The 18,387-nt window shown below is 63.8% G+C and carries 16 protein-coding genes; 2 read left to right on the top strand and 14 right to left on the bottom strand.

Annotated elements, in window-relative coordinates; translation table 11 throughout:
- Positions 1 to 238: 238 nt before the first annotated feature.
- Genes VE092_RS05780 through glpD form a run of 6 tightly spaced genes read right to left on the bottom strand, consistent with a single transcriptional unit; the run spans position 239 to position 6,017 of the window.
- A complete protein-coding gene (locus tag VE092_RS05780) occupies positions 239 to 523 on the bottom strand; it encodes a DUF2160 domain-containing protein (protein ID WP_324874746.1) in 285 nt (94 codons plus the stop codon).
- 2 nt (positions 524 to 525) lie between these two features.
- Complete coding sequence (locus tag VE092_RS05785; protein ID WP_324874748.1) at positions 526 to 1,356, bottom strand: carbohydrate ABC transporter permease; 831 nt, start codon at positions 1,354 to 1,356, stop codon at positions 526 to 528.
- Complete coding sequence (locus VE092_RS05790; protein ID WP_006464946.1) at positions 1,349 to 2,239, bottom strand: carbohydrate ABC transporter permease; 891 nt, start codon at positions 2,237 to 2,239, stop codon at positions 1,349 to 1,351. The genes VE092_RS05785 and VE092_RS05790 overlap by 8 nt, the downstream gene beginning before the upstream one ends.
- 4 nt (positions 2,240 to 2,243) lie before the next feature.
- On the bottom strand, positions 2,244 to 3,332 hold the full coding sequence (locus tag VE092_RS05795) for an ABC transporter ATP-binding protein (RefSeq protein ID WP_324874751.1): 1,089 nt from the start codon (positions 3,330 to 3,332) through the stop codon (positions 2,244 to 2,246).
- A gap of 1 nt (position 3,333) precedes the next feature.
- Positions 3,334 to 4,434: an ABC transporter ATP-binding protein gene (locus tag VE092_RS05800; RefSeq protein ID WP_324874753.1), complete on the bottom strand. Its 1,101-nt coding sequence runs from the start codon at positions 4,432 to 4,434 to the stop codon at positions 3,334 to 3,336.
- Between the two features lie 50 nt (positions 4,435 to 4,484).
- Complete coding sequence (glpD, locus tag VE092_RS05805) at positions 4,485 to 6,017, bottom strand: glycerol-3-phosphate dehydrogenase (protein ID WP_324874755.1); 1,533 nt, start codon at positions 6,015 to 6,017, stop codon at positions 4,485 to 4,487.
- A gap of 200 nt (positions 6,018 to 6,217) precedes the next feature.
- Here glpD and VE092_RS05810 point away from each other — a divergent pair, with 200 nt between their 5' ends.
- Entirely contained in the window at positions 6,218 to 6,976 is a 759-nt protein-coding gene (locus VE092_RS05810; protein ID WP_006464950.1) for a DeoR/GlpR family DNA-binding transcription regulator, read from the top strand.
- Between the two features lie 248 nt (positions 6,977 to 7,224).
- Positions 7,225 to 8,250 (top strand): alcohol dehydrogenase AdhP, encoded by a 1,026-nt coding sequence (gene adhP, locus VE092_RS05815; protein ID WP_180666105.1) that lies wholly within the window; start codon positions 7,225 to 7,227, stop codon positions 8,248 to 8,250.
- Positions 8,251 to 8,322: 72 nt separating this feature from the next.
- On the opposite strand, the gene VE092_RS05820 is transcribed toward adhP, so the two are convergent.
- The 8 genes from VE092_RS05820 to VE092_RS05855 form a co-directional block, all read right to left on the bottom strand.
- A complete protein-coding gene (locus VE092_RS05820) occupies positions 8,323 to 8,634 on the bottom strand; it encodes a HigA family addiction module antitoxin (RefSeq protein ID WP_324874759.1) in 312 nt (103 codons plus the stop codon).
- 66 nt (positions 8,635 to 8,700) lie between these two features.
- Positions 8,701 to 10,206, bottom strand: a complete 1,506-nt coding sequence (locus tag VE092_RS05825) for a DASS family sodium-coupled anion symporter (protein WP_324874761.1) — start codon at positions 10,204 to 10,206, stop codon at positions 8,701 to 8,703.
- A 128-nt stretch (positions 10,207 to 10,334) separates the two neighbouring features.
- A complete protein-coding gene (locus VE092_RS05830) occupies positions 10,335 to 11,555 on the bottom strand; it encodes a PLP-dependent aminotransferase family protein (RefSeq protein WP_324874763.1) in 1,221 nt (406 codons plus the stop codon).
- 198 nt (positions 11,556 to 11,753) lie between these two features.
- The gene (locus tag VE092_RS05835; protein ID WP_414653422.1) at positions 11,754 to 12,794 is read right to left on the bottom strand and encodes an ABC transporter substrate-binding protein; all 1,041 of its coding nucleotides are present in this window, start codon (positions 12,792 to 12,794) and stop codon (positions 11,754 to 11,756) included.
- 208 nt (positions 12,795 to 13,002) lie between these two features.
- Positions 13,003 to 14,517, bottom strand: a complete 1,515-nt coding sequence (locus tag VE092_RS05840) for an aldehyde dehydrogenase family protein (protein ID WP_324874767.1) — start codon at positions 14,515 to 14,517, stop codon at positions 13,003 to 13,005.
- A 380-nt stretch (positions 14,518 to 14,897) separates the two neighbouring features.
- Entirely contained in the window at positions 14,898 to 15,782 is an 885-nt protein-coding gene (gcvA, locus tag VE092_RS05845) for a transcriptional regulator GcvA (protein ID WP_039876716.1), read from the bottom strand.
- 127 nt (positions 15,783 to 15,909) lie between these two features.
- Positions 15,910 to 17,316, bottom strand: a complete 1,407-nt coding sequence (locus VE092_RS05850) for an FAD-binding oxidoreductase (protein WP_324874771.1) — start codon at positions 17,314 to 17,316, stop codon at positions 15,910 to 15,912.
- Complete coding sequence (locus tag VE092_RS05855) at positions 17,306 to 18,370, bottom strand: DUF1338 domain-containing protein (RefSeq protein WP_324874773.1); 1,065 nt, start codon at positions 18,368 to 18,370, stop codon at positions 17,306 to 17,308. Before VE092_RS05855 ends, VE092_RS05850 begins: the two co-directional genes overlap by 11 nt.
- Between the last annotated feature and the right edge of the window lie 17 nt (positions 18,371 to 18,387).

Here is an 18,387-nt window from a genome sequence, read left to right on the forward strand (position 1 = left end):
TCCTCGTCACCTTCCCCTGAATTGGCGTGCCGGGTAGGGAAGGAGTATCCCCGGACGTCCGTTCTGATTGGCACTACAGATCTGTTGCCTGCTGCTATAAAAATCGATGTCCAGCTCGCCACGAACCGTTCGGACTGAGTAGGCCCGCCAGGGTCGTATCGAAGACGCTCAGCCTCATGCGAACCTTCGATACGCGGCTGCGCCGCTACTCAGGACGAACGGGAGTCATCAGCTCCGATCAGCCCTTGCGCATGATCAGCACCAGGGCGAGCAAACCCAGACCAGCCGCGTACCACTGATCCAGGTCGGTCAGTCCGACCCAGGCCAGGTTGATATAGGCCGCTGCCAGCAGTCCGATGAAAAGGCGATCGCCGCGGGTGGTGCGCATGGGCAGGAAGCCCTTGCGCTCGATCGTGGGAGAACGTAGCTCCCATACCGTCATGCCCACCAGCATCAGCGCCACACAGGCGAAGAAGATCGCCACCGGTGGCGTCCATGACATCCACGAAAATGCATTTGCCATGATCACACTCTCCCCATTGCGAAGCCCTTGGCGATATGGTTGCGCACGAACCAGATCACCAGGGCACCAGGAACAATCGTCAACACACCGGCGGCGGCCAGGATGCCCCAGTCCATGCCCGCCGCCGAGGCGGTGCGGGTCATGATGGCGCTGATCGGCTTGGCATTGACCGAAGTCAGGGTGCGCGCCAGCAGCAACTCCACCCAGCTGAACATGAAGCAGAAGAAGGCCGTCACGCCCACGCCTGACTTGATCAGCGGCAGGAAGATACGCAGGAAGAAGCGCGGGAAGGAGAAGCCGTCGATATAGGCGGTCTCGTCGATCTCACGCGGCACGCCCGACATGAAGCCCTCCAGGATCCATACCGCCAGCGGCACGTTGAAGAGCATGTGCGCCAGCGCCACCGCGATGTGCGTATCGGACAGGCCGATGGTGGAATACAGCTGGAAGAACGGCAGCAGGAACACCGCCGGCGGTGTCATGCGGTTGGTCAGCAGCCAGAAGAACATGTGCTTGTCGCCCAGGAAGCGATAGCGCGAGAAGGCATAGGCTGCCGGCAAGGCCACCAGCAGCGACATGACCGTGTTCATGGCCACGTAGATGATGGAGTTGATGTAACCCGAATACCACGAAGGATCGGTGAAGATCACCTTGTAGTTGTCCAGCGTGGGCGCATTGGGCCAGAGGGTGAACACCGACAGGGTTTCCTCGTTGGTCTTCAATGATGTGTTCAGCAGCCAGTACAGCGGGACCAGCGTGAAGGCGATGTAGACCAGCATCACCAGCACGCGGGTGAGGATCTTGTCCTGGTTTTTTCCCTGGATTTTATTCATGTTGGCCACCCGAAGCATTGGCGTTGTTGCCGGCGCTCTGCATCCAGTTATAGAGCACGAAGGACAACAGCAGGATGATGAGGAAGTAGATCAGCGAGAAGGCGGCGGCCGGACCGAGGTCGAACTGGCCCACGGCTTTCTGCGTGAGGTACTGGCTCAGGAAGGTGGTGGAATTGCCGGGGCCACCACCGGTGAGCACGAAGGGCTCGGTGTAGATCATGAAGCTGTCCATGAAGCGTAGCAGCACCGCGATCACCAGCACGCCGCGCATCTTGGGCAGCTGGATGAAACGGAACACTGCCCAGCGGCTGGCGCCATCGATCTGCGCAGCCTGATAGTAGGCATCCGGGATCGAGCGCAGACCGGCAAAGGCCAGCAGCGCCACCAGCGGTGTCCAGTGCCAGACGTCCATCACCAACACGGTCAGCCAGGCATCCAGCGGATTGGAGGCGTAGTTGTAGCCGATGCCCAGCAGATTGAGCACGTAGCCACCCAGGCCGATGTCGGCGCGGCCGAAGATCTGCCAGATGGTACCGACCACGTTCCATGGGATGAGCAGCGGCATGGCCAGGATCACCAGCGTGGCCGAGGATTTCCAGCCCTTGTGCGGCATGGCCAGCGCCAGGCCGATGCCCAGCGGGATCTGCACCAGCAGCACGCAGAAGGAAAAGATCAGCTGGCGCAGCAGGGCCGCATGCAGCTCGCTGTCGCGCATGACGTCCTTGAACCATTCCAGGCCGACGAAGACCTTCTGCTCGGGGCTGATGATGTCCTGCACCGAGTAGTTGACCACCGTCATCAGCGGGATGATGGCCGAGAAGGCCACCGTCAGGAAGACCGGGAGGATGAAGAACCAGGCCTTGTTGTTGTAGGGCTTGTTCATGGGCTTAGCGTCCTATTCTCTGGTCGTTGCTGAAGTAGATCGTCTCGGGCTTGGCCAGGCGCAGCCATTGCGGCCCGGTGGCGATCTTCATCTCCGGCGCCACGCGCGCCTTCACGCTCATGCCCTCGAACTGCGCCGTCACCAGCTGGCTGGTCCCCAGATGCTGGACCTGGGTGACCTCGGCGCTGATGGCGCCGGCCGTGCCGGGCGCGGCCAGTTCGACGAATTCGGGGCGGATGCCCAGCTTGAGCTCGCCACTGCTGTTCTTCAACGCCTGCAACTGCGCCGCGTCCACCTGCACTTGCTGCCGGCCCAGCAGCACGGCATCGCCTTCGATGCTGAGCGGGCAGAAGTTCATGCCGGGGCTGCCGATGAAGTAGCCCACGAAGGTGTGGTCCGGCCTCAGGAACAGTGCCTCGGGCTTACCCTGCTGCACCACCTTGCCTTCGGTCATGACCACCACTTCATCGGCGAAGGTCAATGCCTCGACCTGATCGTGCGTCACGTAGATGAGGGTCAGCTTCAGCTGGTGGTGGATCTCCTTCAGTTTCTGGCGCAGTTCCCACTTCATGTGGGGGTCGATCACGGTCAGCGGTTCATCGAACAGGATGGCGGCCACGTCCTTGCGCACCAGGCCGCGCCCCAGCGAAATCTTTTGCTTGGCATCGGCCGACAGGCCGGCGGCGCGCTGCTTCAGGTCACGGGTGAGATCAAGCATCTCGGCGATCTCGCGCACACGCGCCTGCACTTCGCGCTCGGGCATCTTGCGGTTGCGCAGCGGGAAGGCCAGGTTATCGAACACGCTCATGGTGTCGTAGAGCACCGGGAACTGGAACACCTGGGCGATGTTGCGATCGCGGGTCGCCATGCGGGTCATGTCGACACCGTCGAACAGCACCTGCCCTTCGGATGGCTGCAACAGCCCCGAGATGATGTTCAACAGCGTGGACTTGCCGCAGCCGGAGGGACCCAGCAAGGCATAGGCGCCACCGTCTTCCCACACCATGTTCATCGGTTGCAGGGCGTAGTCCTTGAGGCTGGCCGGATTGCCGCTGTAGGCATGGCCCAGGTTCTTGAATTCGATGCGGGCCATGTCAGTGCGTCTCCAACGGGGCGCTCAACAGGCGACCCTCTGTGTCGAACAGGAAAGCCTTGGCGGCAGCGATGCTGACCTGCACCGTGCTGCCAATGGCCACTTCATGCACGCCCGAGAGCTGCGCCACCAGCGGTACCTCGCCATGGCGCAGGTGCAGATAGGTCTCGGAGCCGGACAGCTCGGCCAGGGCCACGCTGCATCCCAGGCTCACGCCCGGTGCTTCCAGCGCTTGCAGCCGCACATCGTTGCAGCGGATGCCCAGCTTGCAGCGCTGGCCTTCGGCCAGTGTCAGCGCGCGGCCGGCAATCTCCAGCACACTGCCATCATTCATGCGGACGGCGGCCACGCCATTGGCCGAGGACACGGCCGTGGCATCCAGCAGGTTCATCGGCGGATCATTGAAGATCGCCGCCACCTGGGTGGAGGCCGGCGAATTGAACAGTGCCAGGGTCGGTGCGAACTGCAGCAGCCGGCCTTCGTGCATCACCGCGGTATGGCCGCCCAGCAGCAGGGCTTCCTGCGGCTCGGTGGTGGCATAGACCACGGTGGTGTCGCCGGTGGCGAAGAGCGAAATCAGTTCGCTGCGCAATTCCTCGCGCAGCTTGTAGTCCAGATTCACCAGCGGCTCGTCCAGCAGCACCAGCGGTGCGCGCTTGATCAGCGCGCGCGCCAGCGCAGTGCGCTGCTGCTGGCCGCCGGAGAGTTCGCCCGGCAGGCGTTGCAGCAGATGGGCGATGTGCAGCTTGTCGGCGATCTCGTTGACGCGCCGGGTGATTTCCTGCTCGCCCTGCTTTTGCAGGCGCAAGGGTGCAGCGATGTTCTCGAACACCGTCAGACCGGGATAGTTGATGAATTGCTGATAGACCATCGCCAGGTTGCGCTCGCGCACCCCCACGCCAGTGACATCCTGGCCATCGACCAGCACGCGACCGGCGGTGGGCTTGTCGAGCCCGGCGATGATGCGCATCAGCGAGGTCTTGCCGGCCTGGGTCGGGCCTAGCAGGACGTTGATGCCACCTTTGGCGAGATTCAGGTCAAGCGGGTAGAGGTGCGTTTCGGCACCGACCGTCTTGGCCACTTGTTTCAGTTCCAGGGTCACGCTGTCTCCTCACTGCATTTTTTTGATTGATGGTGGGCGTCGACCTGGGATCAGCTGGCGGCGTGATCGGGCAGACTCGCCAACCACGCCTCCAGCCGTCCTCTGTGCTGGGGCCCGCAATGCAGGCCCAGCTTGCTGCGGCGCCACAGGATATCGTCGGCGCCGCTTGCCCATTCGTGTTGCACCAGGTAGCGCGCCTCGGCTTCATACAGGCCCGGGGTCAGCTCCTCGCCCAGCGCGGCCAGGCTGTCGGCCTGACCGATGATCTGCGTCACGCGCGAGCCATAGCTGCGCGCATAGCGATGCGCAAGCGCGGCCGGCAGCCAGGGATGACGTGCCTGGAACTGGCGCAGGAAAGCGTCGAAGTCGTAGCGCGCCACCATCTTGCCGGGCTGTTCCAGGTCGCCGCCGGGCAGCGGCGCACCAGCTGTCCAGGGCTGGCTGGAGGCACCCAGATGCGGTGCCAGCATGGCCAGCGCCTCTTCGGCCAGCTTGCGATAGGTGGTGATCTTGCCGCCCCAGACATTCAACATGGGCGCACCGGCGTCGTCGCATTCGAGCAGGTAGTCGCGGGTGATGGCCGAGGCATTCTCGGCGCTGTCGTCCAGCAGCGGACGCACGCCGGAATAGGTCCAGACCACGTCTTCACGGCCGATCTGGCGCTTGAAGTAGCGGTTGGCCATCTCGCACAGGTAATCGATCTCCTCGGCATCAATCTCGACCTTGCCGGCGTCGCCGTGGTATTCGAGGTCGGTGGTACCGATGAGGGTGAATTCTTCCTGGTAGGGAATGGCGAAGATGATGCGCTTGTCGGGGTTCTGGAAGATGTAGGCGTAGGGATGGTCGAACAGGCGCTTGACCACGATGTGGCTGCCCTTGATCAGGCGCAGGCTGCGCCCGGTCCTGGCCTGCGGCACCGCCTGCGCGAAGCGTGCGGCCCAGGGGCCGGCAGCGTTGACGATGGCGCGGGCGCGCACTTCTTCCTGTTGCACGCCATTGGCATGCTGATGTTCCAGCACGGCATGCCAGGCATCGCCCTCGCGGCGGGCGCTGATGCACTTGGTGCGGGTGAGGATGCGGGCGCCGCGCTCCTGCGCGTCCATCGCATTCAGGACCACCAGGCGCGCATCGTCGACCCAGCCATCGGAATAGACGAAGCCGCGACGATAGTCGCCCTTCAGGGGTTGGCCGGCGACGTGACGGGTCAGGTTGGCGCCTTCGGAGGCTGGCAATATCTCGCGCTTGGCCAGGTAGTCATACATGAACAGGCCGGCGCGGATCATCCAGGCCGGACGCTGGTTGGCATCGTGCGGCATGACGAAACGCAGGGGCCAGATGATGTGCGGCGCCGAGCGCAGCAGCACTTCGCGCTCCTGGAGCGCCTTGCGCACCAGCTTGAACTCGTAGTATTCGAGATAACGCAGGCCGCCATGGATGAGCTTGGTGCTGGCCGAAGAGGTGTGCTGGGCCAGGTCATGCTGTTCGCACAGCAGCACCCGCAGCCCGCGGCCGGCCGCATCACGTGCAATGCCTGCACCGTTGATGCCACCGCCTACCACCAAGAGATCGTATTCGAGCGCCATTGGCCTGTTCTCCACTTTCCGCTTGTTCGCTTTTCGCTTCATTCGCTGCACCCAGCTCCCCCATTTCCCGGGAGTTGGCAATGCCCAGTAAGATAAGCGACATCCCGAACGTAAATCAACAATTATTTGTTGTTTTATGTTCGTTTATGTTTTTTAATGTTCATCTCTGATCACAATCTTTAATCTTTTTTCAAGCCACCATGCTCAATCCCAGGCAACAGACGCTGCTGGAATGCGTGCGCAAGCACGGCACGATCTCGGTCGAAGAGTTGGCCCAACAGCTGGGCGTGACCACCCAGACCGTGCGCCGCGACGTCAAGGCGATGGTCGATGCCAGCCTGCTGGCGCGCTACCACGGCGGCGTCGGCCTGTTGTCCTCGACCGAGAACATCGCCTATCCGGAGCGCCAGGTGCTGCATGCCGAAGCCAAGCGCCGCATCGGTCGTACCGTGGCTGCCCGCGTGCCCGACGGCTGCTCCCTGATCCTGAACCTGGGCACCACCACGGAAGAGGTTGCGCGCGCCCTGCAACAGCATCGCAACCTGCACGTGGTGACCAACAACCTGAACGTGGCCAATTCACTGGCCAGCAATCCCGAGCTGGAAGTGATCATCGCTGGCGGCGTAGTGCGCGCCCGTGACCGTGGCATCGTCGGCGAGGCGACCATCGATTTCATCCGCCAGTTCAAGGTGGACATCGGCATCATCGGCATTTCCAGTATCGAGATGGACGGCGTGCTGCGCGACTTCGACGCCCGCGAGGTCAAGGTGGCCCAGACCATCATCGAACAGTCACGCCAGGTCTGGCTGGTGGCCGACGCCAGCAAGTTCGGCCGGCAGGCGCTGGTGAAGATGGCGCACCTGTCGCAGATCGATGTGCTCTTCACCGATGCCCCTCCACCGCCGGAACTGGCCAAGCTGCTGGCCGAGACCGATGTCGAAGTGGTGATCGCGAAATAGAAAACACCCTGCCCTGGGAGGGTCATGGGAGCAGGGCCTGCGCACCGTCCGCCCTGCGTATTTCTTGAATGAACGTCCAAGTTTTTCAACGATGAGCGACATGGATCAACCCATGTCCAATCATTGATTGTCGTCCCTGCGCGCCCGGAGGATAGTGGGCCATGCAGGCAGGCACAACAGTTGGCCAACGCAGCAAAACGGCCATCCCCCTGCCCTCGCATCCCGTTGATCCCCCCCGAGGAGTGCATATGACGCAAATGATGAAAGCGGCCGTCGTCCGCGAATTCGGCAAGCCCCTGTCCATCGAGGAAGTTCCCGTTCCCACCCCCGGCCCAGGTCAGATCCTGGTCAAGTTCGAGGCCAGCGGTGTCTGCCACACCGACCTGCATGCCGCCCATGGCGACTGGCCCGTCAAGCCCACCCCACCCTTCATCCCCGGCCACGAAGGTACCGGCTATGTCGCCGCGCTGGGCGCGGGCGTCAAGCGCGTCAAGGAAGGTGACCGCGTCGGCGTACCCTGGCTGCATACGGCCTGCGGCTGCTGTTCGCCCTGCCGCACAGGCTGGGAAACCCTGTGCGCCGAACAGCAGAACACCGGCTATTCCGTCAATGGCAGCTTCGCGCAATATGGCCTGGCCGATCCCGATTTCGTCGGCCACCTGCCGGCCGGCCTGGAGTTCGGCCCGGCCGCGCCGGTGCTGTGCGCGGGTGTGACCGTCTACAAGGGCTTGAAGGAAACCGAGGTGCGCCCCGGCGAATGGGTGGTGATCTCCGGCATCGGTGGCCTGGGCCACATGGCCGTGCAATACGCCAAGGCCATGGGCATGCACGTGGTCGCCGCCGACATCCACGAAGACAAGCTGGCGCTGGCCAAGAAGCTGGGCGCGGACCTCACCGTCGATGGGCGCGACATCAATGCCGTGGCCGACGTCCAGCGCATCATCGGCGGCGCCCATGGTGCGCTGGTGACGGCAGTCTCGCCCAAGGCGATGGAACAGGCCTTCGGCTTCCTGCGCGCACGCGGCACCATGGCCCTGGTCGGTCTGCCACCGGGCGACATCAGCCTGCCGGTGTTCAACACGGTCTTGAAGCGCATCACCGTGCGGGGCTCCATCGTCGGCACCCGCCAGGATCTGGAAGAGTCACTGGTCTTCGCCGCCGAAGGCAAGGTCGCCGCGCACTTCACCTGGGACAAGCTGGATAACATCAATGCCATCTTCGCCCGCATGGAAGAAGGCAAGATCGATGGGCGCATCGTGCTGGACCTGAAGTAGCCCTACCCGTGACAGACAAGAAAATGGCGACCCACCTCAGTGCGTCGCCATTTTCATGGGCCCTCTCCAGATTCAGGCGGAGGGCTCTTCCCTGGGCTGCCACTGCCGGATGCCGGCCAGTACGTCCCGCATCTTTTCTCGTGCAATCTCGGTGTCATGCGCGACCTGTGCGCGCAGCCAATATCTGTCGGACAGACCGAAGAAGCGCGCCAGCCGAAGGTCGGTATCGGCTGTGATCGAACGCTTGCCGTTGACGATTTCACTGATGCGCAATTGGGAAACCCCGATCTCCTTGGCCAGGCGATACTGGGTGATGCCCATCGGCTTGAGGAACTCCTCGTTGAGCAACTCTCCCGGCGTCACGGGAGCAAGGTGGCGAGCCATATTGATCTCCTTATGTTGGTAATCCACGATGTCGGTCTCGAAAAACGGAACCGCCTTGCCGCTACCCTACCAATACCCCAACACCTTCCACCACGCCGTGCCGACGGTCACGAACACCAGCAGTTCCACCACCGCCATCACCAGCCCCACGCCCCACCACTTGCCCATGGAAACGTAGCCACTGCCGAAGATGATGGGCGAGGTACCGGTGGCGTAGTGGGTCAGCGTCATCATGATGGCCGAGCCGGCGGTCATCATCAGCATGAAGGGCAGCACGTACTGCTGCGGCAGCAGTTGCGCTCCCACCATCAGGAAGGCCAGCAGCATGGCGCTGATGTGGGCGGTGGTGCTGGCAAAGAAATAGTGCGACAGCACGAACACCAGCAGCAGCACCGCCGCGACCGCCAACCAGCCCATGCCGCTGGCGACGATGGCCGCTTTCATGCCCTCCGAGAACCAAGCCACCACGCCGGTCTTGTTCAATTGCTCGGCCAGCATCACCAGCGCGCCGAACCAGACCAGGGTGTCCCAGGCGCTCTTTTCGGAAAGCACATCATCCCAGTCGATGGTGCCGGTAATGATCAGCACGAACAGGCCGACAAAGGCCACCACCGTCGGGTCCAGCGTGAAGGCCGCACCCAGCAGCATGGCCGGCACATTGGCCCACAGCAGCAGCAACAGGGCGAAGGTCCCCAGCATGACCTTTTCACTGGCGCCCAGGCGGCCCATCTTGTCCAGTTCGCCGCGGGCGTAGTCCACCGCATTGGGCGTGGACTTCAGCTCCGGCGGCGAGATCAGGTAGATCACCATGGGCATGATCAGCAGGCACACCAGACCGGGCAGCAGCATGCACAGCGCCCAGGTGGTCCAGGACAGTTGCAGCGCCTGGCCGGTCGCCTTGGCGACGTAGTTGACCACCAGCGGATTGGGCGCGGTGGCGGTAAGGAACATGGCCGAGGTGATCGGATTGGCGTGATAGTTGACCAGCGCCAGGTAGCTGCCGACCTTGTTCTGCGTGCCCTTGGCCGGGTCGGAGTCAAAGGCATTGGCGATCGACTTCATGATGGGGTGGACGATGCCGCCGCCACGCGCGGTATTGCTGGGGGTGAAGGGTGCCAGCACCAGTTCGCAGATGGCCAGCCCGTAGCCGATGCCGATAGTGCGCCGGCCCAGCAGGGCGATGAACATCAGGCCCACGCGCCGTCCCAGCCCGGTCTTCTTCAGGCCGCGCGAGATCAGGATCGCTACCACGATGAGCCAGATCAGCGGATTGGAAAAGCTGGCCAGTGCATCCGCAATGGCGCCCTTGGATGAGGTCGAGGTAACCTGCGAGAGCGAGACGATGACGATGGCCATCATCGCCATCACGCCGATGGGCATGACCTTGAGAATGATGGCCACGATGGTGGTGAGGAAGATCGCCACCAGCGCCCAGGCCTTGGGCGCAAGCCCCTGCGGACAAGGCAGCAGCAACAGCAGGATCAGCACGGCCGTGGTGATCAGGGCGGGGACCAGCCGGAACGGCACGGCCTCGTTGAAGTAGTTGAAAGTGGCTTTGAGTCTGGCAAACATCGCGTCATCCCTGGAGTGGAAAAGCAGGATGGCCGCGCGGCATCACCGTGGCGACCATCGTGGCGCCAGTATAGTCACGCGACCGCCCGGGCTGGTCCGCTCATTGCCGATGAATTGATCTGTGCCAGCTAAGCAGCGGATTTCGCCGCCTTCCATTCCTGCTGCGCCTTCTTCAGTCGCGCCACGCCCTCCACGATGTCCTCGGGCTGGGCATTGGCGAACGACAATCGCCAGTGTCCGGCGTGGGCCGCGCTGGCGTAGAAGGCCGCGCCCGGCACATACATCACGTTGTGCCTGACCGCCTGCTGCAGCAGGGCCGTGGCATCGGTGCCATCCTTCCAGCTGGCCCAGATGAACATGCCGCCTTCCGGCGCAATCAGGTCCAGGCTGTCGCCGAACGCCTCCTTCAGCGAGGCCAGCATGATCCGGCAACGTTCGCGATAGGTGGCGATGATGGTGGGCAGATGCGCCTGCAGGCAACCGGCCTGCAGGTAACGGGCCGCGACCATCTGCATCCACGGCGCGGTGCACAGGTCGCCGGTCTGCTTGGCGATGACGGCGCGGCGCAGGATTTGCGCCGGGCCGCACATCCAGCCGATGCGCAGACCCGGTGCCACCGTCTTGGACAGGCTGGACAGATAGACCAGCCAGTCGCTGGCGCCCTCGATCTCCTGCGCCACCTGCAGCAGCGGCGGTTCAGCCTGGCCGGAGAAACGGAGTTCTCCGTAGGGATCGTCTTCCACCACGATGAACTGGTAGCGCACCGCCAGTGACAGCAGATGCCGCCGGCGCGCCAGCGGCAAGGTGGCACCGGTGGGATTGGCGAAGGTCGGCACCAGATACAGCATCTTCGGCCGGGCGCCGGCCTGCAGCGCGGCTTCCAGGGCATCGGTATCCATCCCCTGCGCATCGCCGGGAATTTCCAGCAGGTCGGCATGCGCCAGTCGCAAGGCCTGGATCGCGGCCGGATAGCAAGGACGTTCGATGGCCACGCAGTCACCTGCCTGCAGCAGGATGCGCAGCAGCAGTTCGAAACCCTGTTGGGAGCCGGTGGTCACGATCAGCTCGCCCGGATCGGCGCCGCCGATGCGCTCGCGGGTGAGCTGCCTCAGCGTCTGCGTCAACACCGCCGTGCCTTCGGTAGCACCATATTGCAGGCAGGCCGCGGCGGCGCTATCGAGCAAGGTGGCAGCACTGCGCGCAAGTCCGGCGGCATCGAACAGGGACGGTGCCGGATAGCCACCGGCAAAGGAAATCATGCCGGGCTGCTGGGTGTACTTGAACAACTCGCGGATAGGCGAACCCTGCGGCGCCTCGAAGGCGGGATTGAAGCGGTAGGCGGCTGTCATGATGTGCGCAGCAAAATGTGAAGAAAAAAGGACGAGCGCGGCCAGCGCGGGATGTGCGGGATGCGCGGCGCCGCATGGTTGTTCAGGGCATGAAGAAAGCTTCTACGGTGGCTGCAGCCGCAGCCCGAGGAGAAAAGAGCAGCAAAGAAGAGAAAAGGCCAGCGGGGGCTCCAGGCGGAGCCCCGTCGCGTCAGCCGATCACTGCTCGATCATGCGGTTCCAGCGGTTGTTCCATTCGGAACGCTTTTCGTTGACCACATCCCAGTCGACGGTATTGAGGTTCTTGGTCAGCACCTCGCTCTTGCCCAGCTTGGCTTGTGCGGCTTCCGACAGCGGCACGTTGCGGTTGACCGGGATGGAATTGGCCAGCGCCATGCTCTTGGCCTGCACGGCCGGGGTCAGCAGGTATTCCAGCAGCTTCTGCGCCAGTTCCGGCTCGCTGTTGCCCTTGATGGGGCAGGCGCCGGTCATCAGCAGCACGCCACCTTCCTTGGGTGTGGCGAATTCGGCGGGGATGCCCTTGTCCTTCAGGTTGGCAATGCCGGTCACGGTCAGCGGGAAGATCGCTGCTTCGTTGGTCTGCACCATCTCGGAAATCTTGGCCGAGCTGGACAGGTATTCGACCACGTTGGGGCCGACCGTGCTGCCCCACTTCTTGAAGCCGGGGTCGACGTTCTTGTCGGTGCCGCCCACCAGACGGTTGAACATCATGAAGCCATACAGCCCGAAGGTACTGGCGGAGATGGACTGGAACACCACCTTCTGCTTGTACTTGGGATCGGCGAAGTCCATCCACGAGGTCGGTGCCGGCCAGCCCTTTTCGGCGAACAGCTTCTTGTTGTAGCCGATGCCCAGCACGCCCATCTCGATGGCCACGGCTTGGTCATTGGCCAGGCGTGCGAAGGGGTAGACATCCTTGAGCACGGCGGCGTCCTTGACCTTTTCGCACAGGCTCATGTTGATGGCTCGGTACATGATGCCGTCGTCCAGGAAGGCCACGTGCATCTGCGGCTTGTCGCGCTGTGCCTGCATCTTGGCGATGATGTCCGAGGAAGTGCCGGGCACCACCACCACCTTGACGTTGTTGGCCTTCTCGAAGTCCGGGAAGATCGAGGCGGTGTAGTTCTTTTCCATCGTGCCGCCGTTCATGCCGACGTAAATGGTCTTGGTCTGCGCCTGCGCGCCGCAGGCGGCCATCAGGGTCGCGCCGATTGCACAGGTCACTGCCAGGGTCTTCATCTTCATTACTGCACTCCTTGCCGGTTTGCCGATGTGGGTCCCGCTTGCGCGGGTGTGGGTACGTGGGATGCCGCGCCGGTCCCTTGCCGGGCCGGCGTGGTTGCTGCTGTCGCTGCTGTCGCTATTGCTGCTGTTGACGCTGTTGCTGTTATTGCTGTTATCGCTTCAGGCCCTGCGCGGGCCGCCGTGGAGGGCGGCCGCCGGTGACTCAGTCGATATCGAACTTCACGCCCTGCGCCAGCGGCAGGGTCTTGCTGTAGTTGATGGTATTGGTGGCACGACGCATGTAGTTCTTCCAGGCGTCCGAGCCCGATTCGCGGCCGCCGCCGGTTTCCTTCTCGCCACCGAAGGCGCCACCGATCTCGGCACCGCTGGTGCCGATATTGACGTTGGCCAGGCCGCAGTCGCTACCGACCGCGGAGACGAACAGTTCGGCCTCGCGCATGTCGTTGGTGAAGATAGCCGAGGACAAGCCCTGCGGCACGGCGTTGTTGAGCGCGATGGCTTCGGCCAGCTCTTCGTACTTGACGATGTAGAGGATGGGCGCGAAGGTCTCGTGATGCATGATGGCAGTCTGGCCGGGCATGGCCACCACGGCCGGACGCACGTACCAGGATTGCTCGCCCATCACCGTCACGCGTTCGCCGCCGGTGACTTCGCCACCCTGTGCGCGCGCCTGCTGCAACGCAGCCTGCATGGCATCGAAGGCGCCCTTGTCGATCAGCGGGCCGACCAGGGTGTCACTCTGCAGCGGATCGCCGACCTTGACGCTGGCGTAGATACGCTTGATCTGCGCCACCACCTGGTCATGGATGCTGCTGTGGACAAACAGGCGGCGCAGGCTGGTGCAACGCTGTCCGGCCGTGCCCACGGCGGAGAAGGTGATGGCGCGCAGCGCCAGGTTGAGGTCGGCCGAGGGCGCGACGATCATGGCATTGTTGCCGCCCAGTTCCAGCAGGCTGCGACCCAGGCGCTCGGCCACCACGGTGGCGACCTTGCGGCCCATGCGCACGCTGCCGGTGGCGCTCACCAGCGGCACCAGCGCCGAACGCGACAGGCTCTCGCCCAGATCGGCGCCGCCGATTAGCAAGGGGCACAGGCCGGCCGGGACCAGGTTGGGGCGCTGCGCCGAAAAGCGCGCGACCGCCTTTTCGAAGATGGCCTGTACCGCCAGCGCGGTGACGGGCGTCTTTTCCGACGGCTTCCACACCACGGCATTGCCGGCGACCAGGGCCAGCGCGGCATTCCAGGCCCACACCGCGACCGGGAAGTTGAAGGCGGTGATCACGCCCACCACCCCCAGCGGATGCCAGGTTTCCATCATGCGGTGACCGGGACGCTCGGAGGCGATGGTCAGGCCATGCAGCTGGCGCGACAGGCCCACGGCGAAGTCGCAGATATCGATCATTTCCTGCACCTCGCCCAGTCCTTCGGAGAGGATCTTGCCGGCTTCCTGGGTCACCAGCGCGCCCAGTTCCTCGCGGTGCTCGCGCAGCACTTCACCCAGCATGCGCACCAGTTCGCCACGCACCGGGGCCGGTACTTCGCGCCAGGCCAGGAAGGCCTTGTGCGCGCCGGTGATGGCGGCCTCGGCGTCGGCCGGCGTCTGCGCCTTGAGTTGCGCGATGACCTCGCCATCACGCGGCGAACGGATCACCAGATCGTTGCCGGCATAGGCCGAGAGGTCAGCACCCAGGGTGGAGAAGATGCGTGGAGAAGACATGGAATTCCCTTGAAAAGTGGAGTGGGATGGGTCTGGAACGGTGGAGTATAAGGACAGCCAGGACAATTCTTAAAACCAAAAAATTTCACGACATCATGAGTTTTTGGAATGCACCGTCGTGGCGCGCGATAATCCGCGAGGATGCGCGAGGATGGTGCGGCGCATCACGGGCATTTACGCCGAGAGCCTTTCTGATAGAGGGATAGCGCCCTGCCGACCAGAATCCGGCCAGCCCTGCCCGGGCGCCCCGCGCAAGCTGGGCGCCCTCACTCCCGGCCCAGGCCTGACGACCATCGGCCATGAGTTTTAGTCAGCCTGGAGATCAAATGGCCCGCAGCCATGCGCACCGAAGCAATGCAGCGCCGTACCGGCCTCAGGGCTCAACCGCCCTGCGCTTCGCCCAGCAGCCATTCGCGGAATTTCAGGATGGCGGCCTTGCCGGCATTCTTCTCGGGATAGACGAGGTAATAGGATTGCGGACTCTTGACCGCGAAGGGGAACGGCACATGCAACTGGCCCAGGCTGATCTCGGTCTCGACCATGAACTTGGGCATCAAGGCCACGCCCATGCCGGCGACGGCCGCCTGGATGACCATCGCCAGTTGCTCGAAGCGCGGCCCCGACAAGGCATTGGGGCAGTCCACGCCAACATGGCGGAACCAGTCCTGCCAGGCCTGCGGGCGGGTGGTGTGCTGCAGCAGGGTGACGTTGGCCAGGTCTTCGACCGCGTGGATGCGCTCGCTCAAGGCCTTGCTGCAGACCGGCACCACCTCTTCGCCCATCAGCCGCACCATCACCGTATCGGGCCAGTCGGGTTCGCCGAAGTGGATGGCGGCATCCACCTGGCGGGTACTGAAATCGAAGGGCAAGACCTCGGTACTGAGGTTGAGCAGCACATCCGGATGGGCGGCGGAAAACTTGGCCAGGCGCGGGATCAGCCACTTCACGCCGAAGGTCGGCAGGATGGCCAGGTTCAGTACGCTGGCCAGGCTGTTGTAGGTCATCACCTGGAAGGTCGCCATCTCGATCTGCTTGAGGATGGTGGAGACCTGGGCCGCGTAGTCGCGCCCGGCCTCGGTGAGAATGAGTCGGCGGTTGATGCGCTCGAAGAGCTTGACGTTGAGGTAGTCCTCCAGGATCGCCACCTGCCGGCTCACCGCCCCCTGCGTCATGTGCAACTCGTTGGCCGCCTTGGTAAACGACATGTGCCGCGCCGAGGTATCAAAGGCGATCAGGCATGACGTTGACGGGATGAAACGGCGCATGGGACGGGTTCCGCTGGGTAAATGACCCCGCACTATAGCAAAAGCCGCCCCCTCCCCTCCAGCGCGACCAGCCCCGCTCATGCCAGTGGTAGCAGCGCTGGCTGCAGCGCGGCCGGGCGGGACGGTCTCATGCAAAACGCGTATTGCCCAGCAGGCAGTCCGGATCGAACACCGGCTGCACCCGCGCCGCCAGCGCGCGTTGCGCGGGCTGGGTATAGCGCTGGTAGTAGTGCTGGTTGAATGGCCCGATGCCATGCTCCGCACTGAAGCTGCCCTGGTAGCGTTGCACCACCAGGTCATACAGGGCGGTACGCAGGGCCTCAATGCGTTCAGCCGGGAACTGCGGCTGCGCGGCGGGAGCGATGGCCAGGTTGAAGTGCACGCCACCGTCACCCCAGTGACCGAAGTCATACACGTCGGCGCCCGCGAAATCCCGCTCCACCAGCGCCAGCGCCTCGGCACGGAAGGCCGGCAGGCGCGAGCGCGAGACTGAGATATCGAAGGCCACGATCTTGCCCTCCTGCTTGACGCTATCGCTGATGGCGTGGCGCAGGCGCCAGAGGGTATCGGGCTTGTCGACCACGGCATCGACGATGGCGTCGTCGAAATGGCGCTCCAGCCAGGCCATGAAGAGCTTGTCCAGATCGAAGTGCTCGCCTGCTTCAGCCGATGAACTGACTTCGACCAGCAAGGCATAGTCCGGCAAGGGATCGAAAGGTGCGACAAGCTGCGGCAGATGGCGCAGCACCGAGGCCAGCGCATTGCGGGAAATGCCTTCGAAGGCGGTCAGGAAATCGGCGAACTGCGCCTGGGCATCCTGCAGCAGGCGCAGACCGGCCTCCAGCGACGCAGGCACCACCAGTGCCGTGGCACGCTGGCGCGGCAGCGGATGGGCGCGCAACACCGCCTGGGTGACGATGCCGTAGCTGCCGGCGGTACCGATGAAGAGTTGCTTCCAGTCGGGGCCGGTATTGTTCTTGTGCAGGCGATTGCCCATCTCCAGCAGTTCGCCGGGGGGCTGCATCAGCAGGGCCTGCAGGCCCAGTGTGTTGTGGCGCACATCGCCGTAACGGATCAGGCGTGCGCCACCGGTATTGGCAGCCAGCATGCCGCCCACCGACGGGTCCGCGCCGAGATCGATGGGAAAGCACAGCCCATGCGGCGCCAGCGCCTGGTTCAGGTCCGACAGCCGGGTACCGGCCCAGGCCTGGATCACGCCATCGACGGGATCGATATCGATCACGCCGCGGATGCGTTCCATGCTGAGAATCACCTGCAGGCCGGAATCATCCGGGGAAGCCGCGCCGACCAGCCCGGTATTGGCACCCTGCGGTATCAACCGCACACCCTCGGCGGCGCACAGGCGCATCAGCTCGGCGGCCTGGGCCACATCGGCGGGACGCGCCACGCACAGCGCCTGGCCGGCGCCATAGCGCGGGCCATGTTCATAGGGCGTACGTTCGGCGGCGGCAGTGATCAGGCCGCTGCTGCCCAGCAGCGACTGCAGCTGCTGCAGCGCCCGTTCAGCAGACACTGCCTGCCTCGTCGCCGGCCGGTACCGCTGCGGTCATCTTGAAGATGCCCTGGGCGTTGCCGCTGTCGAAGGTCAGGTCCAGCTTGCGCTGGCCGGCCTCGTCCAGGTAGTGATCGCGCGAGATGAATTCGTAGAAGGAACCGGGCACCGTCATGGCAACCGGCTGGCCATCCTCGCCTTGCATCTGGTAATCGACCTTGACGGCGCGGAAGGCGGTCTGGCGCACGCGGCCATTGCGCGAGACCTCGACCTGATCCTTGATCGGCCGTCCCAGCTGGCGCTGGCGCTCGGCCGTGGCGACCACATCGCCCACGCGGTCAGTGGCGTGGTTGAAGGCATTGCCTTCGGTGGAGATCCAGGCCATCTCGGCGGACTCGGCCTTGAGGGTTTCGTATTGCGCCACGGTGGGCAGATCATGGTGACGGGCGAAACAGGCCAGCATGGCGGGAAGCAGGCGCTTGGCCTGGTCCAGCGCCAGCCTGCCCTGCGCTTCCAGCTGGCCCAGGAGCGCCAGCACCTCGTCGGAGAGCGGGTTGCGCGAGCTGGCCAGCACTGCCTCTACGGTCTGCTGGAACTGCGGCGAGAACTGCTCGGGATGCAGTTCGCTGACGAAGAACTGGGCGATGTTCTCGGCATCATCCGCGTGGGTATAGACACGGCCGGTCATCTTGATGCGGGCCAGCGGATAGGTCCCGCTCTGCTGGTAACCCAGCGGCAGCAAGACCTTGGTGAACAGGGTTTCGCCATCGGGGAAGCCGCTGTCGCGGCCACGCCGTACAGTGCGCACGGCACCGTGGTCGAAACAGATCTTCACACCGTCGCGCTCGGCATCATCCACATAGTCGCGGCCGCTGGCGACCTGCTGCAGCAGTTGTTCGAAGAGCAGCATGTTCAGTGCCTGCGCCAGCTCCAGGCGCGACACCTCCTGCCCGGCTGGCTTCAGGGTGGATACCGGGACCTCCAGCCGCACGAACTGGCGCTCGACAATGGCTTGGTCACCGTAATGGGAAAGCAGGAGTTGGTAGAGGTTGCTGTCTTGCGCGGAAGTCGTCATTTGCTTGCCTTTGACCA

Source organism: Herbaspirillum sp. (genome assembly GCF_035644555.1).
Lineage (GTDB): Bacteria > Pseudomonadota > Gammaproteobacteria > Burkholderiales > Burkholderiaceae_D > Herbaspirillum.

Excerpts from the sequence above, each read along its gene's own strand:
- VE092_RS05835 (WP_414653422.1), bottom strand. The coding sequence starts at position 12,794 with ATGAAGACCCTGGCAGTGACCTGTGCAATCGGCGCGACCCTGATGGCC.
- VE092_RS05825 (WP_324874761.1), bottom strand. The coding sequence starts at position 10,206 with ATGTTTGCCAGACTCAAAGCCACTTTCAACTACTTCAACGAGGCCGTG.
- VE092_RS05855 (WP_324874773.1), bottom strand. The coding sequence starts at position 18,370 with ATGACGACTTCCGCGCAAGACAGCAACCTCTACCAACTCCTGCTTTCC.
- VE092_RS05840 (WP_324874767.1), bottom strand. The coding sequence starts at position 14,517 with ATGTCTTCTCCACGCATCTTCTCCACCCTGGGTGCTGACCTCTCGGCC.
- VE092_RS05795 (WP_324874751.1), bottom strand. The coding sequence starts at position 3,332 with ATGGCCCGCATCGAATTCAAGAACCTGGGCCATGCCTACAGCGGCAAT.
- VE092_RS05790 (WP_006464946.1), bottom strand. The coding sequence starts at position 2,239 with ATGAACAAGCCCTACAACAACAAGGCCTGGTTCTTCATCCTCCCGGTC.
- VE092_RS05820 (WP_324874759.1), bottom strand. The coding sequence starts at position 8,634 with ATGGCTCGCCACCTTGCTCCCGTGACGCCGGGAGAGTTGCTCAACGAG.
- adhP (WP_180666105.1), top strand. The coding sequence starts at position 7,225 with ATGACGCAAATGATGAAAGCGGCCGTCGTCCGCGAATTCGGCAAGCCC.
- glpD (WP_324874755.1), bottom strand. The coding sequence starts at position 6,017 with ATGGCGCTCGAATACGATCTCTTGGTGGTAGGCGGTGGCATCAACGGT.
- VE092_RS05785 (WP_324874748.1), bottom strand. The coding sequence starts at position 1,356 with ATGAATAAAATCCAGGGAAAAAACCAGGACAAGATCCTCACCCGCGTG.
- VE092_RS05780 (WP_324874746.1), bottom strand. The coding sequence starts at position 523 with ATGGCAAATGCATTTTCGTGGATGTCATGGACGCCACCGGTGGCGATC.
- VE092_RS05830 (WP_324874763.1), bottom strand. The coding sequence starts at position 11,555 with ATGACAGCCGCCTACCGCTTCAATCCCGCCTTCGAGGCGCCGCAGGGT.
- VE092_RS05810 (WP_006464950.1), top strand. The coding sequence starts at position 6,218 with ATGCTCAATCCCAGGCAACAGACGCTGCTGGAATGCGTGCGCAAGCAC.
- gcvA (WP_039876716.1), bottom strand. The coding sequence starts at position 15,782 with ATGCGCCGTTTCATCCCGTCAACGTCATGCCTGATCGCCTTTGATACC.